This window comes from Arthrobacter sp. E1SS-5 (assembly GCF_057073715.1).
The window spans coordinates 169,420-195,949 of record NZ_CP172703.1 but is presented as its reverse complement, the minus strand read 5'-3'; the positions used below and the strand labels follow the sequence as shown (position 1 = coordinate 195,949).

Genomic DNA, 26,530 nt, shown 5'->3' with positions numbered 1-26,530 from the left:
GGAAGAGCGCAGGGGGAACCGGGAACCCCGGTTCCCCCTGCGCGGAACCAAGCGTCAGCGGAAGCCCAGACTGGCGAACTTGCCGGCCCGGGCGGCCACCAGTTCAGGGACCGGAACGCCTGCGACGGAAGCCAGCTCATACTCAATGGCCTTCGCCATCCGGTGGCAGAACTCGCGCGGTTCCAAAGAAGCATCGCCTTGCTCATCCACGATGTGGTCCACCAGGCCGTTGGCATACAGCGCCCCGACGTTCACGCCCTGTGCCTGCGCCATGGCCGGAGCGAACGCGGTGGTCCGGTGCACGATGGCGCTGGCACCTTCCGGAGGCAGCGGTGAAAGCCAGCTGTGCTGGGCCGCAATGGTCCGGTCGGCGGGCAGCAGGGCCAACGCCCCTCCCCCGGCCCCCTGGCCAAGCAGCACGGAGACCGACGGCGATTCCAGCCCGATCAGTTCGTGCAGCGAGCGCGCAATCTCCCCCGCAAGCCCGCCTTCCTCCGCCTCCTGCGACAGGGCCGCCCCCGCGGTGTCGATGACGGTGAGCAGGGGCAGGCGCAGCTCCTCCGCCAGCTTCATCCCCCGGCGGGCCTCGCGCAGCGAACCGGGCCCCATCCCGGCCGCATCCTTCCGCAGCGGCCGCGCGTGTCCCAGCACGATGCACGACTGGCTGCCGAAGCGGGCCAGGGCCAGCAGCAGCCCCGGGTCCTTCTCCCCCTGCCCGGTGCCGTTCAGGGGCAGCGCGTCACCGGCACCGAACTTCAGCAGCTGGCGCAGGTCGGGCCGACGCTGGCGCCGGGAAATCTCGATGGACGTCCAGGCATCGACGGTCGAAGGCCGGATGTTCAGGGTCTCGGGCGGGGCAGGCACCGCGGAGGCCGTGCCTTCCTCCGCGGAGAGGATGTCCAGGGCACGTCCCACCAGGTCGGCAAGCTCACCGGGTTCCACGACGCCGTCGATCAAGCCCTTGTGGAAGAGGTTCTCGGCAACCTGCACGTTCTCCGGAAACGGTTCGCCGTACAGCGCCTCATACACCCGCGGCCCCAGGAAGCCCAACAGTGCGCCGGGCTCGGCCACGTTGATGTGCCCCAGGGAACCCCAGGACGCCATGACGCCGCCGGTGGTGGGGTGCCGCAGGTAGACCAGGTACGGAAGCCCGGCCTGGCGGTGCGCGCGGACGGCGCCGGTGATTTTCACCATGGACAGGAACGCGAGCGTTCCTTCCTGCATCCGCGTCCCCCCGGACGCAGGGCCGGCGAGCAGTGGCAGGCCCTCCGCCGTGGCGCGTTCGACGGCGGCAACGATCCTTTGCGCCGCCGCGTGGCCGATCGAGCCGGCCAGGAAGGAAAATTCGCTGACGATCAGCGCCACCCGGCGGCCGCGGATGAGGCCCGCACCGGTGATCACCGACTCGTCGGCGCCACTGCGTTCGCGGGCCCTGGCAAGGTCGCGAGCGTACTCCTCGGACAAGGCCGGCTGTTCCGGCTCGGTATCCCAGGAGATGAACGAACCCGGGTCCACCACTGCATCCAGCAGTTCGGTTGCTTTCAAGTGCCGCACCTTCTCCGCCGTCGCCATGCTATTCGGCACCGGGAGCCGCAGGTGCGAGGCCCAGCCACTCCCGGATCGCCGCCCCGTCCTCGTTGAGCAACGGCGGGGCGTCATGGTGTTTTTCCGTTGTTTCGGCGGCGTCGCCAGGGGCGAAGAAGCGCAGCGACGGGCCTGGCAGGCTCACTTTGCCAAGCAGCGGATGTTCAACATCCACCACCAGACCCTGGGACGCCACCTGCTCCCAGGCGTACACCTCGTCAAGCGAGCGGACCTTCCCGGCCGGGATCCCGGCGTCGTTCAGTTTTTGCAGCAGTTCCTCCGCGCCATACTGTGCAAAAGCGCCTTCGACGGCGGCAATCACCTGGGCGCGGTTCCGCACCCTTTCGGCGTTGCTGGCAAAGCCCGGGGCCGCCGGATCCAGGCCAAAGGCCGCCGCGAACGACTGCCACAGCTTCTCGCTGCCGACGCTGATCTGCACGCTCCCGTCCTTGCAGTTGAACAGGCCGTACGGGGCGATGGACGGATGGTGGTTGCCCTGCGCCTGCGGAACTTCACCGGCGACGGTGGTCCTGGTGCCCTGGAAGGCGTGGACCCCGATCAGGGAGGCCAGCAGCGAGGTGCGCACCACCTTGCCCTGGCCGGTCCGGTTCCGCTCCACCAGGGCGGCCAGCACACCGAAGGCCCCGTTCATCCCGGAGAGCAGGTCGGCGATGGGGACGCCCACGCGCTGGGGGTCGTCGGGCCCGGAGCCGGTGAGGGACATGAGCCCGGCTTCGCCCTGCAGGATCTGGTCGTAGCCGCTGCGCTGGGACTCGGGCCCGTCGTGGCCAAAGCCGGTGATGGAGAGGATAACCAGGCGCGGGTTGATCTCGTGCATCGCTGCGGTGGAGAACCCCAGCCGGTCCATGACGCCGGGCCGGAAGTTCTCGATCACCACGTCCGCCCGCTCCAGCAGGCCGCGGAGCACCGCCTTGCCGTCGTCGCTCTTCAGGTCCAGGGTGATGGATTCCTTATTGCGGTTGCAGGACATGAAGTAGGTGGACTGCAGGTCGTCCTCCGGGCCGACGAAGGGCGGCCCCCATCCGCGGGTGTCGTCCCCCGTGCCCGGGTTTTCCACCTTTATGACGCGGGCGCCGAGGTCCGCCAGCATCATGCCGGCGTGCGGTCCGGCCAGTGCCCGGCTGAGGTCGACGACGGTGTGCCCGGCCAGCGGGCCTTGGCGGTTCTCGGTGCTCATGTTCTGGTTTCCTTTCTAAAAGACAGGCGGCGTTGGGGTGCGGAGGCCGTTAGAGCCAGCCGGGGACCACCAGCGCCAGCCATGCCAGGACCGGTCCGGCCACAATGACGATTCCGCTGTAGCCGAGGATCCGCTTGTAGAACTGGTCCTTGTCCACGCCCTCCGGCGCATTGGCAAGGACCAGGGCGCCGTTGGTGGAGAACGGCGAGACGTCCACGATGGTCGCGGAGACGGCGAGGGCGCAGATAACGCCCACGGCGCCGATTTCGCCGGTGGACAGGAACGGGACGGCGAGCGGGATGAGCGCTGCCAGGATGGCCGTGGAGGAGGCGAAGGCGGAGACGATGGCGCCGATGAAGCAGATGATGAGGGCTGCCAGCAGCGGCATTCCCATTCCTGCCACGCCGCCGGACACGAACTCAATGGTGCCGGCTTCCTCCAGCACACCGACGAACGTCAGCATGCCGCAGATCAGCAGCACGGTGGACCAGCTGATCTTGTTGATCGCGCCCTTCTGGGCGGCGGGCGACACCAGGGCCAGCACGATGGCGATGGTGATGGACACGAAGCCCACGTCCATCTTGAACCCAAGGGCCACGACGGCCAGCACCACCAGTCCGGCAATGGTGACCAGCTGCGGGATCCGGTCCTTGCGCTCCTTGGTGGCAGCGACGCCGTCACCGGCCGGGTCCCGGGGGCCGTACATGCCGGAGCCGAAGCCCTTGAAGGGGACGTCGCCGCCGGCGGCCTTGGCCCCGACACTGACGGCCATCCGCGCCTCGGCCGCCTGCTCCACGAAGTGGCCCACCTTGGAGGACATCAGGTTCTTGCCACCCAGGACCACGAAGAGCACCAGTGCAATGACCAGGTTGAAGATGAGGCTGGAGAGGAACAGGGCCGTGGGGCTGAAGGCGAGGTCGGTCTTGGCCAGGATGCCGTTGACGGTGACGCCGTACACCGCGATGGGCGAGAAACCGCCGGCCTGGGCGCCGTGGATCACCATCATGCCCATCAGCAGCGGGCTGATCTTGTACTTGCCGGCGAAGCTCAGTGCGATGGGGGCAATGATGGCGACGGCGGCGGGAGACAGTGCGCCCACGGCAGTGATGACCGCAGTGATGGCGAACATCACCCACGGGATGAGGGCCACGCGGCTGCCTACCAGCTTGACGGCGCCGCGGACCAGCAGGTCGATGGTGCCGTTGTTCTGTGCGATGGCGAACAGGTAGGTGACGCCGACGATGGTCAGGAAGAGGCCGCCGGGGAAGTTGGCCAGGATCTCGTTGGTGGACATGCCCAGCACCACGGCGCCGAGCAGGAAGGCGCCCACGAAAGCGAGCGCGCCCATGTTGAGGGGCAGGACGGTGGCGAGCAGGAACATCGCCGCCAGGATGATGATCGATAAGACAGGAGCGGACATCGTTGGTCCTCCATTGGGGGAGCGAGGGGAAGCGAGAGTGTGACGTGAGTTACTGGCTCACTGGACTAGCCTCTTAGACAGTGAGTCTATCTGTCAATAGAGGAAGCAGGTATTCTGGTCCGGTACGTCCCAAGGGAGGGCTTTGTGGAGAAGACAGCGCGGCTGGGTCTGGAGCGGGTCTCGCGCCCGCGGCTATACGAGCAGCTGGTGGAACAGATCCTTGCCTACATCGAGTCCGCCCAGCTGAAGCCGGGGGACCTCCTCCCGGCCGAGCGCGACCTCGCCGAGCGGCTGGGTGTCTCCCGAGCCACCTTGGCCCAGGCCCTGGTGGCCCTGGAAGTACTCGGCGTGATCGACGTGCAGCATGGCACCGGAGCTGTCCTGGCCCGGCGGCCCAGCGTGGCCTCGGTAGTCAAGGGCCTGCGCGAGCACCAGAGCCGGCTGCCGGAAATCGTGGAGGCCCGCAGCACCCTGGAAGTCAAGCTTGCCGCCCTGGCAGCAGAACGCCGGACCGACGCAGACCTGGCAGCCATCGACAAGGCCCTGGACGTCATGTCGCATGAAATCGACGGCGGCGACCGCGGCACCCAGGGCGATGAATTGTTCCACCAGGCCATCACCGCCGCTGCCCACTCCTCGGTGCTGGCGCAGCTGATGGCCTTCATTGCCGAAATGATCCTGGAAACCAGGATGGAATCCCTGGGCCAGCCCGGGCGCCCCGAGCAGTCCCTCGCCTCGCACCGCAAAATCGCCGACGCGATCCGCGCGCAGGACGCTGACGCCGCCGCGAGTGCAATGCTGGCGCACATCGAGCTGGTCTCGGACGTGGAACTGCTCCGCTAGGGGAGCCAAGCAACGCCGCGTTGGAAAACTCCCCGCCCCACACACCAGTCCCCCCGGCATGCGCAGGGGAATAGTCCATCCAGAGGGGACTTTTGAGTACCGGGCTAAAGGGTGCCGGGCTAGAACGTGCCGGTATTCGACCCGTTGGTGGCAGCGACGGTGACGCCAATGATGAACAGCAGCCAGATTGCGCCGTAGCCCAGCAGGCAGAGGTAGCCCAACACCAGGCCGGTGATGGACATTCCCTTGCCGGCGGGTTCACGGCGCAGGGCCAGGTGGCCGGTGATGATGGCGGCGAACTGGGGAAGCAACAGCCAGCCCATGATCACCGAGGCGATACCGCAGACCATGCTGGCGATGCTCAGGGTCTTCGGTTCGACTGCCCTGCCGTAGTACGGCTGGCCATAGTACTGGGGCTGGCCGTACTGGGCGTTGTTGTACTGGCCGTACTGTCCCGGGCTGTATTGGCCCTGGTTGTACTGGGGCTGCCCGTAGGCGGACCCCTGGTTCTGCGGCGGCTGGTAGCCGGGCCATGGTGAGGAACCGCTGCGCTGGTAGTCAGGTCCCTGGGATGGCTGGTTGCTCATGATTTCTCCCCTGTAAATCTGGGTACAGCCTACTTCAGTGCAGCGCCAGGCGGATGGCCAGGACCACCATCAGCACTCCGATGGCCCCGTCGATCCACCGCCAAGTGCGGGGGCTGCTGAGCACGCCTGCCAACGCCCTGGCCCCGTAACCCAGCCCGGAAAACCACAGCACGCTCCCGGCCACCGCGCCGGCGGCAAAAATCCACCGCAGGTCCGGGCCCTGCTGGTTGGCCAGGCTGCCCAACAACACCACCGTGTCCAGGTAGACATGGGGGTTAAGGAAGGTCAGGGCGGCCGTGGTGGCCACTACCGAATTCCTTGACCGGGGCGCCTGCTCGGCCAGGACGGCGGGCTTCACCGCAGCCATGAAGGACCGCACCGCAAACCACAGCAGGTAGGCGGCCCCGGCCCAGCGCAGGACTTCCAGCACCTCCGGGAAGTGGGTGACAACCGCCCCGATGCCCGCGGTTCCGCCCACAATCAGCAGGGCGTCGCCCGCCATGCACACAGCCACCACCGCACCGATATGCTCCCGGCGGATTCCCTGGCGCAGCACGAAGGCATTCTGCGCACCGATGGCTACAATCAGCGCCAGGCCTGTCAGCATTCCGGTTATTCCTGCGGTCCACACACATACGACGGTAGGATCCGGAGGAGGTGCAGGCAAATAACGGATTCTTGGGAATCATTAGAATTGCTTCATGAACCTTGAGCACCTCAAAGCCCTCGTGGCCGTTGTCGACGAGGGGACATTCGAGGCAGCGGCAGACCTGCTCCGGATTACGCCCTCCGCTGTGAGCCAGCGGATCAAGGCCCTCGAAGCCTCCGTGGGCCAGGTCCTGGTCCGCCGCCGGCTGCCCTGCACCGCCACCGACGCCGGCGCGCTGCTGCTGCGGATGGCCCGCCAGGTGCAGGTACTGGAGGCGGAGACGTCGGCGGCGCTTGGTTCAGGAACGAACATCCGGGCCCAACTGCCGGTGGCCATCAATGCGGATTCCCTGGCCACCTGGTTCGTCCCCGTCCTGCACCAGGCCGCCGGCTGGGAGGACTCCACGGTCGATCTCCACGTGGAGGACCAGGGCTTCAGCAGCCAGCTGCTCCGCAACGGCGACGTCATGGGGGCCGTGACCTCTGACCCTGTTCCCGTCAGCGGCTGCCGGGTTGAGCTGCTGGGCTCCATGCGGTACATCCCGATGGCTGCCCCGGAACTTCGCCGGCGCTTTTCCACCTCCCGGGGCGTGGACTGGGCCGCAATGCCGGTCCTGAAATTCAATACGAAGGACAACCTGCAGCAGCAACTGCTCGCCGCAAGAAACGTGCAGCAGCTTCCGCCCACGCACACCGTGCCGTCCTCCCAGGGATTCCTCGCCGCGGTCACAGCCGGGCTGGGATGGGGCATGATCCCCGAACTCCAGCTCACCGATGAGCTGGCAGACGACGCCCTGGTCCGGTTGGAGGACACTGCCTACCAGGATGTGGCGCTCTACTGGCAGGCCTGGACGCTCGACTCTGAACGGCTCAACCGGCTCACCGACGCAGTGCGCAGCGCCGCCAAAGACCTCCTGCGGCCGGGTGATCCGCGGAAAGCTACCGGCCCAAGTAGGGCAGGAAATAGACGGCGAAAATGACGAAGGCCGCCAGCAGGGCCAGTTTTCCTCCGCTGGTGCTGCCGTGCTGCTGCACTTTGCCGTTCCGGCCATGCCGGACGGGTCCCCCGGGTGTTCCTGCCCGGTGTCCCGAAGCCGCCTGCCGGCTTTCCGCGGACTTTCCTGCCGGCGTTCCCCTTGCGGTTCCCTTCGCAGGCAGGGCCCGGCCGGCGGGGTGCCTCGACACACTTCGGCTCCGGTCCGCATCCTCGCCTGAACCCGTCTTTCCCCGCGGGTTTGCCGAGGGGCCGGCGGGCGGAAGTGCTCCTGCCGGCCGCACCACTGTTCCAGGCCGCACGTTCCGGAGGGCAGTGATGCCGGGCTCCTGCTCATGGGTGAGCTGTTGGCCCAGGTGCGCGTACACTCCCACAACTGCCTGCTGGTCGAGTACTTCCGGCAGCGCCTCGATGGCTCCCACCAACCGCTGGAAACCGGCCACGGCCACGTCCGAGTCGGTCACCCCGAACAGGTCCGGCTGCGCAGCCATGCAGATCAGCGGACGCACCAGCCTGCGGTGCGGCGGAGACAACACGGAAGCCACGGCAGCACATTGGGCCAGCGCACCTTCCACCGCCTGGGTCCGGGCGTAACGGCCCTGCCAAAGCACGCCGGACGCCACACGGACTTCTCCTGTCCAGTTCTTGGAATCGACCACCACCACCCCGCCGGGACCCACCAGGACGTGGTCCAGGTTTGCCTTGGGGCGGCCCGGCCAATGGACATCGTGCAGCACGTACCAGCCGCGCGGCACCAGCTCACGGAGCTTGTCCGCCACCACCCGCTCCCCCACGGCCCCGGCGTCCCACGACTTCGTGGAGCGTTCGGCCTGGTCGAGCCGGCGCTTCAGCCGCGCGACGCGCTCGGCCGCCAGCCTGGACTGTTCCGCTGCCCCGTCTCCTGCCCCCATCGGACGTCCCCGTTTCCTTGCCGGAACGGACCAGGGCGGCGGCCCGCCGTCGTCCGTTCCCTTTGCTTGTTTTCGTGGAATTTTTCCGAAATTAGCAGTGCGGGAAAGGCCCGGTATATAGGTACTTTCCAGGCCGTGTACTCAGGTGTACTACTTGGTTGCCGGTGTCATGGCGTGTCACAGGGTCCGGATCTTGGGCGGGTCGTTTTGCCTCCTGCCAGGTTCTGGCATGCTGGAGCCATGGCTAGCCGCGCGGGCACAGTTGCCCAACCCCAGGACCTTGTTGACATCACTGCGCTCCTTGACGCGTATTACGACATCACACCGGACCTTGGTGATCCGGGCCAGCGCGTGGTGTTCGGAACATCCGGCCACCGGGGTTCCAGCCTCAAGGCCTCCTTCAACGAGCAGCACATCGTGGCCATCACGCAGGCGATCGTTGAATACCGGACAGCGCAGAACGTGACCGGCCCGCTGTTCCTGGCCAAGGACACCCACGCACTAAGCGAGCCGGCCCAGAACTCGGCCCTGGAGGTGCTGGCGGCCAACGGCGTACAGGTCCTGGTGGACGCCCGCCACGGCTACACCCCCACCCCGGCACTGAGCCACGCCATCCTCACGTACAACCGCAAAGCGGCACCGGGCGCACCCCAGGCGGACGGCATCGTGGTTACCCCCAGCCACAACCCGCCCGCCGACGGCGGCTTCAAGTACAACCCCCCGCATGGCGGCCCCGCAGACTCCGACGCCACCGGCTGGATCGCCAACCGCGCCAACGAACTGCTGGAAAACGGCCTGCGCGGCGTAAAGCGGATCCCGCTGGCCGAGGCCCAGTCCGCGGAGACCACCGGCAAGTTCGACTTCCTCAGCAGCTACGTGGACGACCTCCCGTCCGTCCTGAACCTGGATGCCATCCGCAACGCAGGCGTGCGGATCGGCGCGGACCCCATGGGCGGCGCCTCCGTGGACTACTGGGGCGAGATCGCCGAGCGCCACCACCTGGACCTCACCGTCGTGAACCCCACCGTGGACCCGCAGTGGGCGTTCATGACCCTGGACTGGGACGAGAAGATCCGGATGGACTGCTCGTCGCCGTCGGCCATGGCCTCGCTGATCCAGCGCATGTCCGACGCCGCCGCATCCGGCCAGCCCGCCTTCGACGTGGCCACGGGCAACGACGCCGACGCCGACCGGCACGGCATCGTCACCCCCGACGGCGGCCTGATGAACCCCAACCACTACCTCGCCGTGGCCATCGACTACCTCTACCGCAACCGCAGCGGCTGGAACCCGGCCTCGGTGGTGGGCAAGACCCTGGTGTCCTCCTCGATCATCGACCGCGTTGCGGAGAGCCTGGGCCGCAAGCTTGTTGAGGTGCCGGTGGGCTTCAAGTGGTTCGTGCCCGGCCTGCTCTCCGGCGAAGGGGCGTTTGGCGGTGAGGAATCCGCCGGCGCGTCCTTCAACAAGCTGGACGGCAGCGTGTGGACCACGGACAAGGACGGCATCCTGCTGGCCCTGCTTGCGTCCGAGATCACCGCCGTCACCGGCCAGTCCCCGTCGCAGCTCTACAAGGGCCTGACGGACCAGTTCGGCGCACCGGTCTACGCGCGGATCGACGCCGCGGCCACGCGTGAGCAGAAGGCGAAGCTGGGCAAGCTTTCCGCTGGGGACGTCACCGCCACGGAACTGGCCGGCGAAACCATCACCGCCAAGCTCACCGAGGCCCCGGGCAATGGCGCACCCATCGGCGGACTGAAGGTGGTCACCGAGAACGCCTGGTTCGCTGCCCGCCCGTCCGGCACCGAGGATGTCTACAAGATCTACGCCGAGTCGTTCAAGGGCGAGGAGCACCTAAAGCAGGTGCAGGCCGAGGCCAAGGCCCTGGTGGACAGCGTCATCGCCTAGCTTTCACCGTCCCGGCTCCACAGCCGGAGGATGCGCCGAATGGTGTGGTCGCCGTCGGGAGCCATGTCCACCAGGGCAATACGGTTAAGCACGACGGCGTCACCCGGGTGGAGGCGCCTAGCTTCAGTATCTGCGCTGGCTGGGCTGGTGCCGGCTGGGTTGGTGGCTGCCTGGTGGGACACATGCGGGCGGTAGCCGGTCAAGGTGTGGTGCGGGGTGAGGATCCTGCCGCCCACGTCGGTGACCACCTGCACCAGCCGTTCGTGCAGCTCCTGCAGGGCGGGATGCGGTTGAACCAGGTTGACGGGGACGGAGCCGTTGCGGCCGAAAGCGGCATCCTTCCCCACCGTCAGCCCGGCACCAAGCGCTGTGCCGGCGGCGTCCTCCGCGAGCCTGGCGATGCGTTCGGCGACGTCGGTACGTTCCTGGCTGCCGGCGTCGAACCGCACCAAGGTGATGTGCAGCGGCCAGGCCGTCCGCCGGAAAACCTGGCCCTCAGCCACGGGTTCCACGAAGGCCACAAAGATCAGGTTCCGCACCGGCATAGCCCCAGTCTCCCACCGGCCCCTCAGACGCCCGCTCACTTTTGGCAACGAATGTTCAAACGCCCACTCATTTCTGACCGCTAAACAACAAACGCCCGCTCACCACAGTGAGCGGGCGTTTACCGAAAGACCGTCAAAGGTGAGCGGGCGTTTCGTTTTTGAGGGAACTGTTAGACGGTGCGGACGGCCTCGTCGTAGGAGAACTTCGGCTTGGCTTCGCCCCAGGCTTCTTCACCGGGCTGGCCGATGTTGACCACCAGGAAGCTCTTCTGGTCGCCGGCCGGGAAGAATGCGGCGTCGATCGCATTGAAGTCCGCGCCGGTCATGGGGCCGGCGGCGAAGCCAAGCGAGCGGACGGCGAGGATGAAGTAGCCGGCCTGCAGGTGCGCGTTGTTGTTGCCCGTGGCGGCCGCGAGGGCGGGATCGGCGTCGTACATGGCCTTGGGGGCGTTGTAGCCGGGGAGGAACTCATCCCATTTTCCGGCCCAGTCGGTGTCGTAGCTGAGGATGGCCACGAGCGGGGCGGAGGCGGTCTTGGCCTGGTTGCCGCGGGAGAGTGCGTCCACCAGGGTGGCCCGGGCCTCCGCCGAACGGACGTAGGTGACGCGCATCGGCTGGGAGTTAAAGGCGGTGGGACCGAACTTGGTGAGCTCGTAGATGGCCTGGGCCTGTTCTTCGGTCACCTCGCCGGTGAAGGAGTTGGCGGTGCGGGCCTGGGCGAAGATGGCGTCCACGGCTGCCGAATCGATAACCGCTTCGTCATGGGCAATGGTCATTGGCTTACCTTTCGCTGTGCCGCCCGCCTGCCCGGGTGGCCTCTGTTGCTTTCCATAGTTGCAACTTCAAGTGCTTTCCTCCTCTTCCCGTGACGCCGGGTGACCTTGGACACAGCAGGGCAGCGCGAAAAACTTGGCGGTATTCTTGAGCGAGTTGATCTTCGCCCCCTCGCGGCACCCCCTGAAAGGCATTCCTTCCCATGAGCATGCTCGGAATCAAATGGAAGCTGCACGGCACCGGCAAAAACATCAAGCCCGGCCAGGTAGTTGCCCCGGACGAGCGGTTGGCGTGGCCGCTGACCATTGGCGTTGGAATGCAGCACGTGGTGGCCATGTTCGGCGCCACCTTCCTGGTTCCCATCATCACCGGGATGCCGCCGGCCACCACACTGTTCTTCTCCGGCATCGGAACGCTCCTGTTCCTGGTGATCACCAAGGGCCGGGTGCCCAGCTACCTGGGCTCCAGCTTCGCGTTCATCGCGCCCATCACCGCGTCGCAGGCGCAGTTCGGCATTCCCGGAGCCTTGGGCGGCGTGGTACTGGCAGGCACCACCCTGGCCCTGGTGGGTGCCGTGGTGCAGAAGTTCGGCGCCGGCTGGATCAACAGGCTGATGCCACCCATCGTCACCGGCGCCATCGTGGCCCTGATCGGCCTGAACCTTGCCCCCGCCGCGAAACAGAATTTCGACGCCGCCCCCATCACAGCCCTGGTCACGCTGGTCACCATCATCCTGGTCAGCGTCCTGTTCCGCGGAATCCTGGGCCGGCTCAGCATCCTGGTGGGCGTTGTTGTGGGCTACATCGTGGCCATGCTCCGCGGCGAGGTGAAGTACGACAAAATGGACGCGGCCGCCTGGGTGGGCCTGCCGCACTTCCAGACCCCCGAATTCCACATCGGCGTCCTGGGCCTGTTCGTCCCTGTGGTCCTGGTGCTGGTGGCGGAGAACATCGGCCACGTGAAGTCGGTTGCGGCCATGACGGGGCAGAACCTCGACGGCGTCTCCGGACGCGCCCTGATGGCTGACGGTGCCGCCACCATGCTGGCCGGCTTCGGCGGCGGCTCCGGCACCACCACCTACGCGGAAAACATCGGCGTCATGGCGGCCACCAAGGTCTATTCGACGGCGGCCTACTGGGTTGCGGGCATGTTCGCTGTCCTGCTCAGCTTCTCGCCGAAGTTCGGCGAACTGATCGCCACCGTCCCGGCAGGCGTGCTGGGCGGCGCGGCCACCATGCTCTACGGCATGATCGGCATCCTGGGCGTGAAGATCTGGGTGCAGAACAAGGTGAACTTCTCCAACCCCGTCAACCTGACCACAGCCGCCGTGGCCCTGATCATCGGCATCGCGGACTACACCTGGACCATCGGCGACCTGAAGTTCACCGGCATCGCCCTGGGCTCGGCTGCCGCACTGGCGATTTACCACGGCATGAAGGCGATTGCGAACGCACGCGGAACCGTGGCCGAACCCGAAACCGAACAGGCCGTGCTGCCTCCCGCGGCCAAGGCCGCGATGAAGGCAGCCGCGAAACGGGCACCGAAGAAGCGCTAGGGCGGAACGCCGGGAAGGGGCGGGCTCCGGGGCTGCCCCTGTAGGGTAGACGGACATCAGGCACTACCTTTGGGGGGACCATGCTTGAGAACACTGCACGTCCGTCGCAGCCGCCACCGCCGGCAACCCACCGCCACGTCCAACAGGCGGACCTGCCGCCGGAGCAGATCCATACCCTGCCTCCAATACCCAAAGGCCGCTTGGCAGGCTGCGTCCTCGCGGTTCTCTTGGGCGGCTGGATGCTCGCAGTTCCGGTGGCACTCATTGACCGGCTAAAGGATGCTTCCGGGCCTGGGGTCGCGGTCATATCAGGGACTGTCATCGTCACCGCCGTGGCCACCGCGGGCCTTGGGGGTTTCCGTTTCTTCAACGCAAGGGACCGTCGCAGGTGGTTGTCCCTTGCGCTTATCGCGGCCCTGGCTGCAGCCGTCATCGCGGCGATACTTTCAGCGTCCCAACCCGACTTCGGGCTGCTGCTGGCCGCTCCCGCCGTGGCGGCGGGAGTCCCGGCACTCATGGCTCTGATAAGGGACGCCCGCAGGTCGTGACGCCGGCCTGGTTGGCGGCGTCGCGACAAGAGGATCCGCCTTTGGTTAGGCCAGGCGGGTAGCAGCTAGGCCGCATGTCCTTCCGGTGCCGGTCCGCCGGCCATGCCGGTGTGCAGGCCCGCGACGGGGTGGCCCGGCGGGAACGGACCCGGACGGCCAAGGCCGAACACCGGACCGGGCAGCGGCCGCTTCGCCGCCAGGGAGTCGTCGGACTGGTGCGGGTGCAGCCGCTTCAGCACCCACGGCACGAAATACTGCCGCGCCCACACCAGGTCCTCGGCCCGCGCCTGCGTCCACCCGTGCGCCGGAAGCGGCCGCGGCTGGAGCGGCTTGAGCGTGTGTGGCACGCCCAGGGCGTTAAGGGTGGCCACGGCAACTGAGTGATGGCCCAGCGGGGACAGGTGCAGCCGGTCCGGGTCCCACATCAGCGCGTGCTGGAGCTCCGGCAGGCACCACAGGTCCACCATGATTGCGTGATGCCTGGCCCCGATCCGGTGCAGGTGCTCGTTGTAGATCGCCACGCGGCCGCGGATCTTGCCGAAGACCGGCGTATTCCCCCAGTCGGGGCCGGCGTACAGCAGCACCGTGGCACCCGTGGCGGCCAGGACGGCTACAGCCTCATCAATCTTTTCCGCCAGCTTGTCCGGGTCACCGTGGCGGAACACGATATCGTTGCCGCCACCGGACATGGCCACCAGGTCGGGTTTGAGTTCCAGGGCCGGCGCCAATTGCCCGTCGAGGATCTGCCTCAGCAGCATGCCGCGAATGGCCAGGTTGGCATAGGCAAAGTCAGGCTGGCCGGCGGCCAATTCCTCCGCCACCCGGTCGGCCCAGCCCCGCAGGCCGCCCAGGCTGTGCGGTTCGGGGTCGCCAATTCCTTCGGTGTAGGAGTCCCCCAGTGCGACGAACCGGTGCCATGGATGCCGGGCCGGCCCTCCCTCAATGGAGCGCAGTTCCTGCTTCTCGATGGTCATGCCGTCCTCCCTTCTGCAGCTGACGGGGGTTCCTTCCCCGCCGCCGCGTCTTTGCGGGGCGACGTTCCGGATGGAAAGTCACGCCCCGCCGCCGACGGCCGCGGGAGCTCCGACACGCCGTCGTACGTTTCCTGCCGCAGCCCCGAAGGCTGCCCGGCCCCGCGATCCATTCCGCCGGGGGCCACAACATTAAGTGCCACGTCCCGGAGGTCCAGTTCGTGGTGCAGCGCCTGCGTCTGCAGGAACCGCAGGGCACCCTCACGGGTGAGCCCGTATTCGTTCATGAGGCTGCGCACCGCCAGGTCCACCAGGACCAGGGAGCTTTGGACGACGGCGAGGCCCGCCGTCGTTTCCGCGCGTTCAGCCACCCGGACCACGACGCGGAGGGCACGCGCCACCTGGCGCGCGTAGCTTTGGCTGAGGACCAGGTCGTCGCTGGTGAAGGTGTGCGGAGACGGCGCGTAAAGGTTGATGGCGGCACTGGTGGCGCCCTCGGTGAGGATGGGGACGGAGAGCAGGGACTGCACGCCGTGGACGGCGGCGGCGCTGGAGTACCCAGGCCAGCGGCGGTCCCGGCTCAGGTCTGACAGCAGGACGAATTCCCCGGTGCGCAGGGCTTCCATGACCGGTCCGTCGGCGAACGAGCATTGCTCCCGGTCCGCTTCGCGTGCCTGTTCCGTGCTGGCGGCGAGGGTGCGTGCCTTGCCGAGGCGAAAGAGGGTGGCCGCCCAGCTGATGCTGCGGCGCTCACCTTTGATACCCGCCATGAAATCGCGGGTCACTTCCCGGAGGTAGTCTTCAACGTCCTTGCTGTCGAAAACCGGCTCCGGGGTAACTGGAAGCGGTCCCCAGCCAACCTGCCCCGTGGGATCAGCGGCCATGCTCCAGCCCTGCTATCAGCGCTTCGGCCCACTGCAAAACCTTTGCTCTAAGAATACGACCCCATAACCCCCTGATGGGGGAAAGCGGGGAAACAAGGGGGATTCACCGGGTTAGGGATGAGCGGCGCGCCGGAGTCCCTTCCGCCGGCCCCGCAGCGCAGTAGCATCGGGAGAGGGAACGCCGAATACTCCCTGCTCGCCTGGGTACCTGTCCTTGAGCAAGGGGTCTTGGAGCATCCATGCCAGCACGGAAACGAGCAACGGAAAGAGGAGCTTTATGCAGGAGCCGGGCACCAGCGAGCACACTTCAGAAGCGGATACAGCCGCAGGCAACGGGGAAGTGGAAGCGGGCGCTGCGGAGCAGGCAGCGGAACTGGACGTCAACTTCGACGAACAGTTCTTTGCCGCCCGGCCGAAGGCACTGCGGCCCATCGCGCGCCGGCGCCAGTTCGTGGGCAGCAGGCCGTCCTTCGAATTCGACGGGCGCAACGCCGCCTACGTGGAATGGCTGCGCAACCAGGCCATGCTCGGGGACGCCAACACGCTGGCACGCCAGTTGTCGGGGCAGGCCAGCATGTGGCAAAACTCGTACGCGCACCCAAACCCGCGTGCCGCCGTCGAACGCGCCTCCGTGTGGTTCACCGCCTACCCGCTGTCCTTCATCACCCCCACCGGCCAGTCGTTCCTCTCCGCTTTGGGTGACCCGGAGATGTGGAAGGCGTTCCGCGAAATCGGAATCCGCGGCATCCACACCGGACCGGTGAAACTTGCCGGCGGCATCAGCGGCTGGTCCCACACGCCCAGCGTGGACGGGCACTTCGACCGCATCAGCATGGCCATCGACCCGGTCTTCGGTACCGAGGACGAGTTCCGCAGGATGTGCGAGGTGGCTGCTGAGCACGAGGGCACCATTATCGACGACATCGTCCCCGGCCACACCGGCAAGGGGGCCGACTTCCGGCTCGCCGAAATGAACTTCCGCGACTACCCCGGCATTTACCACATGATCGACATCCCGGAGGAGGACTGGAACCTGCTTCCGGACGTCCCGGAAGGGGCCGATTCGGTCAACCTCAGCCCGGACGCCGAGCAGGCGCTGCAGAAGGCCGGGTACATCATCGGCCGGCTGCAGCGCGTGATCTTCTACGAGCCCGGGGTGAAGGAAACCAACTGGAGCGTCACCCGGCCCATCGTGGACACCACGGGCAAGACCCGCCGCTGGGTCTACCTGCACTACTTCAAGGCCGGACAGCCCTCCATCAACTGGCTGGACCCCACCTTCGCCGGAATGCGGCTGGTGGTGGGCGATGCCCTGCACTCGCTCGTGGACCTTGGCACCGGTGCGCTGCGCCTGGACGCCAACGGCTTCCTGGGCGTGGAAAAGAGCGCTGAGGAACAGCCCGGCTGGTCCGAAGGCCACCCGCTCTCCGAGGCCGCCAACCAGCTCATCGGGTCCATGATCCGCAAGGTCGGCGGGTTCTCCTTCCAGGAACTGAACCTGACCATTGACGACATCAAGGCAACCTCGGAGTCCGGCCCGGACCTCTCCTACGACTTCATCACCCGGCCGGCGTACCACTACTCCCTGGTCACCGGCGATACCGAGTTCCTGCGGCTGACCCTCCGCCTGTCCCGGGAAATCGGCGTCGACCAGGCCTCGCTGGTGCATGCCCTGCAGAACCATGACGAGCTCACCTACGAACTCCTGCACTTCGCTGCCGGGCACCGGGACGAGATGTTCGAGCTCAACGGCGAAGAACTGACCGGCGCCCAGCTGGCGGAGCAGATCCAGCAGACCCTGCGGGACCGTCTCACCGGCGAAAACGCACCCTACAACGCCGTCTTCACCACCAATGGCATTGCCTGCACCTCGGTCAGCTTCATCATGGCCGCGCTGGGAATCCAGGACCCGGATGCCGTCACCCCGGAGCAGGAAGCCCAGATCCGCGACGTCCACCTGCTCCTGGCCATGTACAACGCCCTGCAGCCCGGCGTCTTCGCGCTTTCCGGCTGGGACCTTGCCGGCATCATGGCCCTGGACCGCAGCAAGGTCCGGGAACTTACCTCCCAGGGCGATACGCGCTGGATCAACCGCGGCGCCCACGACCTCATGGGGACAAGCCCGGACGCCACCACCTCGTCGGCCGGAATGCCGCGGGCCCGCAGCCTCTACGGACCGCTGCCCGAACAGCTGAAGGACCAGGACTCGTTCGCACGCCGGCTGCAGCGGATCCTCGCCGTCCGCGAGGACAACGAAATTGCCACCGGCACGCTGCTGGACGTGCCGGACGTCTCCAACCGGGGCGCACTGGTGCTGGTGAACCGGCTGAAGGACGGGGCCCTCCAGGTGACGGCCTTGAACTTCTCCGGCCAGGACATCTCCGGCAGCATCCAGTCCAACGAACTGCCGTCCGGCGCCAACGTCCGTGACCTGTTCAGCGGCGAGACCGTGGGGCAGGTTGACGATCTGCACAGCTTCTTCCTGGAACTGCCCGCCTATGGCGGAACCGCGCTGCGGCTGACCGAAGCACCGGAGCCGGAGACGGAGGCCTAAAAGCCGGGGGTGGCGCCGGGAATCCCCGGCGCTACCCGGCTGCTGCGGCCGTCAGCGTCGCTTCGATGATGGCCGGCGACAGGACGTACTGGGTGACCAGCTGGCTGGCCCCGAGGACGCCCGCATGGGCACCGGACCGCGAAACATTGATGCGCAGGTGCGAGGTGGCCAGGGGCGGAGAACGCCGGTACACCACCTCGCGGATGCCGGCCACCAGGTGCTCCCCCGTCTCGCCAACACTGCCGCCCACCACAATGACGGATGGGTTGAGCAGGTTGACCACGGTGGCCAGCACCTCGCCGATGTCCCGCCCGGCCTGGCGCAGGGCCTGGATGGCCTGCAGGTTGCCGTCGGCGGCGAGCCGGAGCACGTCGGCGCCTATTGCCACATCAAGTCCCTGATCCTTCAGGGAGCGCACGACGGCGGGACCTGACGCGAGTGCCTCCAGGCACCCATAGTTCCCACAGGCACACAGCACGTCAGCGCCCCGCGCCACCTGGACATGCCCCAGGTCCCCTGCCGTGCCATTGGCACCGCGCTGCAGCTCCCCGTTGCTGATGATGCCGGAGCCGATTCCGGTGGCCACCTTCACGAAGAAGAAGTTGCTGTGCTCGGGCCAGTGCGCGGACTGCTCCCCCAGCGCCATGATGTTCACGTCGTTGTCCACCAGCACGTGGACCGGCAATGAGCGCTGGACGTAGCTGACCACATCGAACCCGTCCCACCCGGGCATGATGGGCGGCTTCACGGGCTTGCCGGTGTCGTGTTCCACCGGGCCGGGCAGCCCGATGCCGATCCCGGCGAGTTCCCCTACGCTGCGTCCCACGGAGGCCAGCAGTTCCTTGCCCTGGGCCACCACCCGGTCCAGCACTGTCTCCGGCCCATCGGCCACCTGCTGCGCCAGCCGGTGTTCGGCAAGGATGGTCCCGCCAAGGTCGGTGACCGCCACGATGACATGCGTGGCACCCACGTCCACGGCCAGGACCAGGCGGGCTGATGGGTTGAAGGCAAAGCGCGACGGCGGCCTTCCGCCGCTGGAGAGGGCCTCCCCTGCCGGACCCACCAGTCCGGACAGCATCAGTGCGTCAATCCTGGAAGCGACGGTGGAACGGGCCAGCCCGGTGGTCAGCGCCAGCTCGGCCCGGGTGCGGGCCCGGCCGTCCCGGAGCAGCTGGAAGAGGTCGCCCGCCCGTGACAGGCTGCCGACGTCAGCGTCCTTCGCGGCCTGTTTCCCCGTGGCTTGAGTCATGTCTAAGTCATAACACTCTTACTTACTGCTGTCATCACGGCAGAAGAATGACGCGCAACAAACAACTTTTGCTTGACGCGCGTCAAAAGTCGTCCTAGGTTGTGACTCACGGCACATTCGCGAATCCCATGCGTGGCATCGGCCGCAGTGATGGCCCCGCACTCCCGAGTCCGCTTACAAAGAGGTAGGAACTTGTCCCAGCACGCAGCGCCCGCAGACCGGCCCCTCGGCGTCGGCATCCTCGGCGCCGGACCGGTCACGCAGGCCATCCACCTCCCGGCCCTGGCCCGACTCCAGAACATCCTGCAGGTGCGGCACATCATGGATGTGGACTCCGCCGTGGCCTCCTCCGTGGCCGCCCGCGTCGGCGCCGCGGCCGGCACCAGCATGGACGCCCTGCTGGCGGACCCCGCCGTGGACATCGTGGCGATCTGCAGCCCGCACCAATTCCACGCAGACCAGGTCATTGCCGCCTGCAGGGCCGGCAAGAAAGCCGTCCTCTGCGAGAAGCCGTTCGCCATGAATGCTGAAGAAGCGGCGCGCATCTCGGCCGTCAGCACCGAAACCGGCGTTCCGATCGTCGTCGGGGCCATGCACACGTTCGATCCAGGCTGGCTGGCGGCCGAACAGAACTGGGGCGACCTTCCGGAGCAGGTGCACACCATCCGCTCTTCGATCGTGTTGCCGCCCAATGCCCGGTTCGAGGACTTCGCTACCGAAATCATCACCCGGCCCGCCGCCGGCAACCCCGACTATTCGGATATCGAAGTCATCAAGGGCGCACTGCAGGGCGGGATCATGGGGCTGGCCATCCACGACCTGCCCCTGGTGCGCCGGTTCACGCCCGACTTCACGGACATCGAGGTCCTCAACGTGTTCCACGTCCGCCCCTTCGGCTACGCAGTTTCGCTCCGCACTCCCACCCGCGTCATTGAACTGCGCGCCGTCATGAACAGCACCTGGAAGCCGGAATGGACCTTCGAGGCCATCGGGGATGATGCTGCGCTGCATATCGACTTCACGCCGTCCTACGTCCAGGCTGGGTCCGCAGTCGCCATGATTTCCCGTGGCAACGGGAGCGAAACCAGCGTTTTCGGCCCGTACGGCCACAACGGCTACGAGGGTGAATGGCGTGAACTCGCTGGGCTCGCACGGGGAACCCGCCCTGCCCCCTCCGCCCAAACCCTGATTGACGACCTCACCTTCGCCCTGGCGATCGCGGATGCAACGGTGGCAAGCGCCGGGGCAGGACACGCGGCCGCCGCACAAGAAGCAGGAGTTTCGGCATGAGCGCCCAGTACACGGTTGCGGCGGGCACGGCAGCCCGGGTAGCCGGGGCAGTCATCCCAACCGTGGCTTCACTGCCTGAAACCTTCGGCCCCGCCCAGGACACCCAATCGGATACAGCGGATGTGCTGGTGGTTGTGGGCGGCCCCGGTTGGACCGCCGAGGCCGCCAGTGCCGCCGCGTCCGGTGCCCGCGGAATCGTGGTGGCCAACCCTTTTCCCGAAGACACCACACAGCTGGCAGCCGCGGCAGGCGCCGCAGGAACCGCCGTCGTCCTTGACCTCCGTTGGGCTTCCAACCCGGCCCTGGTGGGTAACGCCGCGGAACCGGACGCCCGCGACGCGGTGCGCAGTGCCGCGGGCACCGCGTCGCTGTTGGACAGTGTGGCGACAGCGGCTCCGGGCACGCATCCGCAGCGGCTCCTTGCCGACCATCTCGCCGCGCTGCTGGCCGTTTGCGGGCCGCTTGATGCCGTGCGCGTCCTGCGCAGCGGTGCCACCGGGTACACGTTGGGCGGCAGGCTGGCCAACGGAGCCCCATTCACCGCGCAAGGCGTGCTCACCCCCGCGCGGGCGGCCGGCGTCGACATCCGCCTCTACACCGCCGACGGCGGGGTAAGCGTCCAGGTTCCCGATCCGGACGCCGCCTGGCCCGCCGAAGTCCGGGTCACCGACCCCCACGGTGAGCTTTTGCTTCCCACTCTCTACGAATCCGCCCACCGGTCAGCGTGGCGGCGCCTGAAGGACCATCTTCGCGCCGGCACCAGCCCGGACGATTTGGCCGGGTTCGCCCGGCTGACCGACCTCTACGCAACCCTCGCTGCCACGTAACCAGCCCCGACCGATACGCAACCGAAAAAAGCAGTCCAGTCCCACCTCCACTCTCAACGATGAGCAGGACCGCACCAACGGCGCACAGCGCAAGCGGTCCCGAAAGGACACATCATGAACGCAACTTCCGAACAGCGCCGCTCCTTCTCCCGGCGCGGTTTCCTGGGCCTGACGGCTGCCGCTGCCGCAACACCCCTCCTCGCGGCCTGCGGCGGCGGTTCGGCTTCACAGGGCGGCGGCGGAGGCGGAGCCGGCGGGACCGTGAAGTTCTGGGACATGCCGTGGGCAACACCGGCGTACAACGACGCCGCCAAGGGCATCGCGGAGGGCTTCAACGGTGCCAACGGCGCCAAGGCGAGCTACCAGATCATCCAGTGGAACAACTTCTACCAGACCTTCTCCTCCGCCATCGCCTCCAAGACCGGCCCGGCTGTGTCCACGGGCGGCGGCTTCCAGGCTTTCCAGTTCGAACAGCAGGGCCAGATCGCCTACGCGGACAAGGTCATCGAGAAGCTGAAGGCCAACGGCCAGTTCGACGACTTCCTGCCAGGCGTACTGGACCCGTTCAAGTCGGACAAGGGCTACGTGGCCGTCCCGTGGCAGCTGGACATGCGCGTCTTCTGGTACCGCAAGTCCCTGTTCGAGAAGGCCAACGTGGCACTTCCCACGGACTGGCCGTCCCTGCTGGAAGCCGGCAAGGCCCTGAAGAAGGTGGGAGCGTTCGGTTTCACCACCGGCGCCGGTGCGGGCAACAACTACGCCAACCACTCCATGATCATGATGATGGTCAACAACGGCGGCGGTGTCTGGAACAAGGACGGCGAGCTGGACCTGATGAACGACCGCAATGTCGAGGCCATGGAGTTCGTCCTGGAACTCGTGTCCAACGGCATCATCGATCCCGCCGCAGTCAGCTACACCACGGACAACATGTCGGCGCAGTGGAAGGACGGAAAGGCAGGCTACGGCCTGTTCCAGGTGAACGTGCCGCAGCGTGTCGGCGACACCTCGGGCGACCTCCTGGTAGCTGACCCCATCAAGGGCCCGCACGGCGACAAGGCCACCATCGTGTTCCCGAACAACATCATGATGTACACCAACACCCCGTCGCAGGACGCCTCGGAGGAGTTCCTGGTGTACTACCTGGGCCAGCTCAAGCAGCTGTGGCAGAAGAAGCTGATGTCCGCCCTGCCGGTCTTCAAGTCGATCACAGAGATTCCCGAGTTCGCCAACGACCCCAACAACGTCAAGATCGTCAAGGACTGGCAGCCCATCGCCAAGACCTTTGCTGCCCAGGGGAGCAAGCTGAACGCCAACCTCGCGGCGCTCGACGGCGGGCAGGCCCTGAACCAGTTCAGCCAGACCATCATCACCGGGAAGTCGGACGCCAAGACCGCCCTGCAGACCTTCCAGTCCGGCCTCGAATCGGTCCTGAAGAAGTAGGACGTACCGCCCATGTCCAGCGCCACCACCCAGTCCGGCCTGTCCCGGGCCCGCCGCGGGGTTGCCCCCGGCGGGTCCGGGCCCGTCCCCGGAAAACGCAAGAGCAAGCTTTCGGCGCAGGCCACCAGGACATTCTTCTGGCTCCTGCTCCCCTCCGTGGTCCTCCTTGTCCTGATCCACGGTTACCCCCTGATCTATGCCGCCGTCCAGGCGACGCACGACGGAAACCTGCTCCAGACCGGCAACTTCGTGGGCGGGCAGAACTTCGCCACCGTCCTGACCTCGCCGGCGTTCTGGAAGGCCGCGCAGTTCACGCTGTGGTTCACCATCGTGGGTGTCTTCGGATCCTGGCTGGTGGGGCTGGGCCTGGCCCTGCTCCTGCGCACCAAGATCCCGGCCGCCGGCACGTTCAAGGTCCTGCTGCTCCTGCCTTGGGTGGTGCCCATCGTGGTCTCATCCACCGCATGGAACTGGCTGGTGGCCACCCCGGACAGCCTGATCCCGTCGCTGTTCCGGAACCTGGGCATGGGCACCCCCCTCTTCCTGGCCGACCCCAACCTGGCCTCCATCACGGTGATGGTGTTCAAGGTCTGGGTCAGCTTCCCGTTCATGATGATGATGATCTCGGCCGCGCTGGCGTCCGTGGACACCACCGTCTATGAGGCAGCGAGCATGGATGGAGCCAGCCGCTGGCAGCAGTTCACCCAGATCACCCTGCCGCTGATTGCGCGCTCCACCTACATCAGCTGGATCCTGATGACCATCTTCTGCGTGAACGACTTCCCCACCATCTACCTGCTCACCGGCGGCGGCCCGGTCAACGCCACCACATCCCTGGTGGTCCTGGCCTACCGGACCGTGTTCCAGGACTTCGCCACGGGCCCCGGCGTGGCCATCGCCTTCCTCATGACCATGACCCTGGTGGTCATCTCGGTCATCCTGTACCGCCAGATCCGAAAGTCGAGCGTCGAATAATGAGCGCAGTCCTCCACGCCCATCCCGAATCCGGCCCGTCTCTTGGCATCGATGCCGGCAAACGCCGTAGGTCCCTCTCCGAAGCCGGCCAGCGCGGCCGCTGGTGGCGGTTCGCCGCGATCCTGATCATCACCGGGATCGTTTTGGTGCCCATCATGGTCACGGTTCTGCTGGCCTTCACGCCCGGACCCAACAGCACCGCCACCGGCTTCACCTTCGAAAACCTCAGCAATGTCTTCTCCAAGACCCTGGCCGCCACCTGGCTGAAGAACAGCCTGGTCACCACGCTCTCCACCGTGGTGGTTTCCGTAGCCGTCGCCGCCCCTGCCGGCTATGTCCTCTCCCGCGGCCGCAGCAAGGCAGTCTCCGGCTACTCGCTGCTGCTGTTCGTGATGCAGTCGCTGCCCATCATCACCTCGGTGGTGCCGCTGTTCATCCTGTTCGCCGGCATGGGCCTGGTGGACAACCTCCTGGGCCTGACCATCATCTACGTTGGTTCCACCATGACCGTGGCCACCTGGATGATGGCGGCGTACTTCGATTCCATTCCCATCAGCCTGGAGGAAGCTTCCTGGATCGACGGCTGCTCCGTCTTCGGGTCCTTCACCCGGGTGGTCCTGCGGAACTCGCTTCCGGGTGTCCTGTCCACCGCGATCTTCGCTTTCCTCCTGGCCTGGAACGACTACCTGGTAGCCATCGTGTTCCTGCGCTCCAACGAAATCTTCACCCTTCCCATGGGTGTGCAGTCCTTCTTCCAGCAGAACGCGACAGACTGGACTTCGGTCATGGCCCTGGCAGTGGTCATGATGCTCCCGCCCGTGATTGTCTTCGCCACCCTGAATAAGTACTTCAGCGTCGGCGGCATCGGCGGCTCGCTCGCCGGCCGCTGACTTCCAACTTCCCCTGAACAACGACTCCACAAAGGAAATCCATGTCCTACTCATTGCAGCTTTACACCCTCCGCAACGCCATATCGGAGGACCTTCCCGGAACCATCAAAAAGGTGGCGCAGATCGGCTACACCCAGGTTGAGCCGTACAACTTCGTGGCCACGGCCAAGGAGCTTGGTGCGGCCCTGAAGGAGAACGGCCTGACCGCACCGTCCGGCCACGCGCCCCTGATGAGCCAGGACCAGGACGAGATCTTTGCGGCAGCCAAAGAATTGGGCATCACCACAGTCATCGATCCGTTCCTGCCGGCCGAGCACTGGCAGAAGGCCGAAGATATCCAGGCCACGGCCGCGAAGCTCAACGCAGCCGCGAAGAAGGGTGCGGAGTACGGCATCCGGGTGGGTTACCACAACCATGCCTGGGAGCTGGAGTCCACCATCGAGGGCCGCACCGCTTTGGAGTACTTCGAGTCGCTGCTGGATCCGGAACTGGTCCTGGAAGTGGACACCTACTGGGCGGCAGTGGGCGGCCAGGACCCCGTGGAACTCCTCCAGCGGCTTGGCGACCGGGTGAAGTTCATCCACATCAAGGACGGGCCCCTGAACAAGGACAACAAAGCCCAGCAGCCGGCAGGCCAGGGCAAGGTGCCGGTCATGGACGTCATCGCAGCCGCGAAGTCCCTTGAGGTGGGCGTGGTGGAGTTCGACGACTACGCCGGGGACATCTTCGAGGGCATCACCCAGAGCCTGTCCTTCCTGGACGCTGCAGGCGAAGGAGTCAAGGCATGAGCACCTCAGCATCCCGCAAGGGACCTGTCGGCGTTGGCGTCATCGGCGCCGGCGTGATCAGCAAGCAGTACCTGGACAACCTCACCGCATTCCCGGATCTGAAGGTCCACGTCATTGCGGACCTCTTCGAGGAAGCAGCCGAGGCACGTGCCAAGGAATACGGCATCGCCGAGTGGGGCGGGGTGGACAAGGCCCTGAACCACCCCGACGTCGAAATCATCGTCAACCTCACCATCCCCGCCGCGCACGTGGAGGTGGCAACCGCCGCCGTCAACGCCGGCAAGCACGTCTGGACCGAAAAGCCTTTTTCCCTGGACCGTGAATCCGGGCTGGGCCTGCTGAAGACCGCCGACGCCGCCGGCATCCGGCTGGGCTGCGCCCCGGACACTTTCCTTGGTGCGGGCTTGCAGACCGCGCTGCGGCTGATCCGGCGCGGTGACATCGGCACACCGCTGACGGCGATGACCACGTTCCAGACCCCCGGTCCGGAGTCCTGGCACCCCAACCCGGCGTTCCTCTTCCAGCACGGCGCCGGGCCCCTGTTCGACATGGGCCCGTACTACCTCACCACCCTGGTCCAGGCCTTCGGTTCCATCCGCAAGGTGGCCGCCGTCGGCTCCAAGTCAAAGGACGTGCGCGTGATCGGTTCCGGACCCAAGGCGGGCGAGGAGTTCACCGTGGAGGTGCCCACCCACGTCTCCGCGATGGCGCAGTTCGAATCCGGCGCCTCCTCGCACAGCGTCTTCTCCTTCGAGTCCCCCCGCACGCGCATGGGCTTCGTGGAAATCACCGGCACCGAGGCCACCATCTCGCTGCCGGACCCCAACTACTTCACCGGCGACATCAAGCTGTGGCGCGCCGGCGACGAGGACTGGACCACCGTTCCCGCCACCGGGCCCGCCAACGGCCGCGGTATGGGCGTCCTGGACATGGCCCGCTCACTCCGCGCCGGTGTCCCGCACCGCGCCACCGGTGAGCTGGCCTACCACGTCCTGGACACGATGGTCTCCATCTCGGAATCCATCGACGCCGGCACGTTTATCGACGTGGAAAGCTCGGCCCCGGCCTCCCCCGCCCTCCCCGAGGACTGGGCCCCGGAAACCGCAACCATCTAACCCGGCAAACCCAGCTGGCCAGCAGGAAGCAC

General features: G+C 66.7%; 24 protein-coding genes. 13 read left to right on the top strand and 11 right to left on the bottom strand.

Annotated elements, in window-relative coordinates:
* Window positions 1–54 precede the first annotated feature (54 nt).
* From ACIGJD_RS00975 to ACIGJD_RS00965, 3 genes are read right to left on the bottom strand one after another with little or no spacing between them, the layout of a single operon-like run.
* Window positions 55–1,572: a carboxyl transferase domain-containing protein gene (locus ACIGJD_RS00975; protein WP_483687899.1), complete on the bottom strand. Its 1,518-nt coding sequence runs from the start codon at window positions 1,570–1,572 to the stop codon at window positions 55–57.
* Window position 1,573: 1 nt separating this feature from the next.
* Window positions 1,574–2,782, bottom strand: coding sequence for a CaiB/BaiF CoA transferase family protein (locus ACIGJD_RS00970; protein WP_483687898.1), 1,209 nt, complete (start codon window positions 2,780–2,782; stop codon window positions 1,574–1,576).
* Between the two features lie 49 nt (window positions 2,783–2,831).
* Window positions 2,832–4,202: an SLC13 family permease gene (locus tag ACIGJD_RS00965; RefSeq protein WP_483687897.1), complete on the bottom strand. Its 1,371-nt coding sequence runs from the start codon at window positions 4,200–4,202 to the stop codon at window positions 2,832–2,834.
* Window positions 4,203–4,346: 144 nt separating this feature from the next.
* Between ACIGJD_RS00965 and ACIGJD_RS00960 the strand changes: the two genes are divergently transcribed.
* Window positions 4,347–5,045 carry a FadR/GntR family transcriptional regulator gene (locus tag ACIGJD_RS00960; protein WP_483687896.1) on the top strand — a complete coding sequence of 233 codons (699 nt, stop codon included), beginning with the start codon at window positions 4,347–4,349 and terminating at the stop codon, window positions 5,043–5,045.
* A 119-nt stretch (window positions 5,046–5,164) separates the two neighbouring features.
* Here the strand turns inward: ACIGJD_RS00960 and ACIGJD_RS00955 are convergent, their stop codons facing one another.
* Together ACIGJD_RS00955 and ACIGJD_RS00950 are read right to left on the bottom strand one after the other, a co-directional pair.
* Window positions 5,165–5,632 (bottom strand): DUF4190 domain-containing protein, encoded by a 468-nt coding sequence (locus tag ACIGJD_RS00955; protein ID WP_483687895.1) that lies wholly within the window; start codon window positions 5,630–5,632, stop codon window positions 5,165–5,167.
* Window positions 5,633–5,666: 34 nt separating this feature from the next.
* The gene (locus tag ACIGJD_RS00950) at window positions 5,667–6,239 is read right to left on the bottom strand and encodes a LysE/ArgO family amino acid transporter (protein WP_483687894.1); all 573 of its coding nucleotides are present in this window, start codon (window positions 6,237–6,239) and stop codon (window positions 5,667–5,669) included.
* A 94-nt stretch (window positions 6,240–6,333) separates the two neighbouring features.
* Between ACIGJD_RS00950 and ACIGJD_RS00945 the strand changes: the two genes are divergently transcribed.
* Window positions 6,334–7,260, top strand: a complete 927-nt coding sequence (locus ACIGJD_RS00945; protein ID WP_483687893.1) for a LysR family transcriptional regulator ArgP — start codon at window positions 6,334–6,336, stop codon at window positions 7,258–7,260.
* Here the strand turns inward: ACIGJD_RS00945 and ACIGJD_RS00940 are convergent.
* Window positions 7,220–8,185, bottom strand: coding sequence for a nuclease-related domain-containing protein (locus tag ACIGJD_RS00940; RefSeq protein WP_483687892.1), 966 nt, complete (start codon window positions 8,183–8,185; stop codon window positions 7,220–7,222). The two genes, ACIGJD_RS00945 and ACIGJD_RS00940, sit on opposite strands and share 41 nt — an antisense overlap.
* A 240-nt stretch (window positions 8,186–8,425) precedes the next feature.
* On the opposite strand from ACIGJD_RS00940, the gene pgm reads away from it, so the two are divergent.
* A complete protein-coding gene (gene pgm / locus ACIGJD_RS00935; protein ID WP_483687891.1) occupies window positions 8,426–10,090 on the top strand; it encodes a phosphoglucomutase (alpha-D-glucose-1,6-bisphosphate-dependent) in 1,665 nt (554 codons plus the stop codon).
* Here the strand turns inward: pgm and ACIGJD_RS00930 are convergent.
* On the bottom strand, window positions 10,087–10,635 hold the full coding sequence (locus ACIGJD_RS00930) for a 2'-5' RNA ligase family protein (protein WP_483687890.1): 549 nt from the start codon (window positions 10,633–10,635) through the stop codon (window positions 10,087–10,089). The two genes, pgm and ACIGJD_RS00930, sit on opposite strands and share 4 nt — an antisense overlap.
* A 170-nt stretch (window positions 10,636–10,805) precedes the next feature.
* On the bottom strand, window positions 10,806–11,411 hold the full coding sequence (locus ACIGJD_RS00925) for a malonic semialdehyde reductase (RefSeq protein WP_483687889.1): 606 nt from the start codon (window positions 11,409–11,411) through the stop codon (window positions 10,806–10,808).
* A gap of 200 nt (window positions 11,412–11,611) precedes the next feature.
* Here ACIGJD_RS00925 and ACIGJD_RS00920 point away from each other — a divergent pair, with 200 nt between their 5' ends.
* A complete protein-coding gene (locus tag ACIGJD_RS00920) occupies window positions 11,612–12,964 on the top strand; it encodes a uracil-xanthine permease family protein (RefSeq protein ID WP_483687888.1) in 1,353 nt (450 codons plus the stop codon).
* A gap of 80 nt (window positions 12,965–13,044) precedes the next feature.
* Window positions 13,045–13,512, top strand: a complete 468-nt coding sequence (locus tag ACIGJD_RS00915; protein WP_483687887.1) for a hypothetical protein — start codon at window positions 13,045–13,047, stop codon at window positions 13,510–13,512.
* Window positions 13,513–13,577: 65 nt separating this feature from the next.
* Here ACIGJD_RS00915 and ACIGJD_RS00910 read toward each other — a convergent pair whose 3' ends face one another.
* On the bottom strand, window positions 13,578–14,486 hold the full coding sequence (locus tag ACIGJD_RS00910) for an SGNH/GDSL hydrolase family protein (RefSeq protein WP_483687886.1): 909 nt from the start codon (window positions 14,484–14,486) through the stop codon (window positions 13,578–13,580).
* Window positions 14,483–15,367 carry a GAF domain-containing protein gene (locus ACIGJD_RS00905; RefSeq protein ID WP_483687885.1) on the bottom strand — a complete coding sequence of 295 codons (885 nt, stop codon included), beginning with the start codon at window positions 15,365–15,367 and terminating at the stop codon, window positions 14,483–14,485. The genes ACIGJD_RS00910 and ACIGJD_RS00905 overlap by 4 nt, the downstream gene beginning before the upstream one ends.
* A gap of 277 nt (window positions 15,368–15,644) precedes the next feature.
* On the opposite strand from ACIGJD_RS00905, the gene treS reads away from it, so the two are divergent.
* On the top strand, window positions 15,645–17,921 hold the full coding sequence (gene treS, locus ACIGJD_RS00900) for a maltose alpha-D-glucosyltransferase (protein ID WP_483687884.1): 2,277 nt from the start codon (window positions 15,645–15,647) through the stop codon (window positions 17,919–17,921).
* A gap of 31 nt (window positions 17,922–17,952) precedes the next feature.
* Here treS and ACIGJD_RS00895 read toward each other — a convergent pair whose 3' ends face one another.
* Window positions 17,953–19,170 carry an ROK family transcriptional regulator gene (locus tag ACIGJD_RS00895; protein WP_483687883.1) on the bottom strand — a complete coding sequence of 406 codons (1,218 nt, stop codon included), beginning with the start codon at window positions 19,168–19,170 and terminating at the stop codon, window positions 17,953–17,955.
* A gap of 192 nt (window positions 19,171–19,362) precedes the next feature.
* Here ACIGJD_RS00895 and ACIGJD_RS00890 point away from each other — a divergent pair, with 192 nt between their 5' ends.
* From ACIGJD_RS00890 to ACIGJD_RS00860, 7 genes are all read left to right on the top strand, one after another.
* Window positions 19,363–20,460 (top strand): Gfo/Idh/MocA family protein, encoded by a 1,098-nt coding sequence (locus ACIGJD_RS00890; protein WP_483687882.1) that lies wholly within the window; start codon window positions 19,363–19,365, stop codon window positions 20,458–20,460.
* Entirely contained in the window at window positions 20,457–21,287 is an 831-nt protein-coding gene (locus ACIGJD_RS00885) for a hypothetical protein (RefSeq protein WP_483687881.1), read from the top strand. Before ACIGJD_RS00890 ends, ACIGJD_RS00885 begins: the two co-directional genes overlap by 4 nt.
* 114 nt (window positions 21,288–21,401) lie before the next feature.
* Window positions 21,402–22,730: an ABC transporter substrate-binding protein gene (locus ACIGJD_RS00880; RefSeq protein WP_286400879.1), complete on the top strand. Its 1,329-nt coding sequence runs from the start codon at window positions 21,402–21,404 to the stop codon at window positions 22,728–22,730.
* Window positions 22,731–22,742: 12 nt separating this feature from the next.
* Window positions 22,743–23,705: a carbohydrate ABC transporter permease gene (locus tag ACIGJD_RS00875; RefSeq protein WP_286400877.1), complete on the top strand. Its 963-nt coding sequence runs from the start codon at window positions 22,743–22,745 to the stop codon at window positions 23,703–23,705.
* Window positions 23,705–24,595: a carbohydrate ABC transporter permease gene (locus tag ACIGJD_RS00870; protein WP_142131714.1), complete on the top strand. Its 891-nt coding sequence runs from the start codon at window positions 23,705–23,707 to the stop codon at window positions 24,593–24,595. Before ACIGJD_RS00875 ends, ACIGJD_RS00870 begins: the two co-directional genes overlap by 1 nt.
* A gap of 41 nt (window positions 24,596–24,636) precedes the next feature.
* On the top strand, window positions 24,637–25,383 hold the full coding sequence (locus ACIGJD_RS00865) for a sugar phosphate isomerase/epimerase family protein (RefSeq protein WP_483687880.1): 747 nt from the start codon (window positions 24,637–24,639) through the stop codon (window positions 25,381–25,383).
* Window positions 25,380–26,498, top strand: a complete 1,119-nt coding sequence (locus ACIGJD_RS00860; RefSeq protein ID WP_483687879.1) for a Gfo/Idh/MocA family protein — start codon at window positions 25,380–25,382, stop codon at window positions 26,496–26,498. Before ACIGJD_RS00865 ends, ACIGJD_RS00860 begins: the two co-directional genes overlap by 4 nt.
* Window positions 26,499–26,530: the final 32 nt, after the last annotated feature.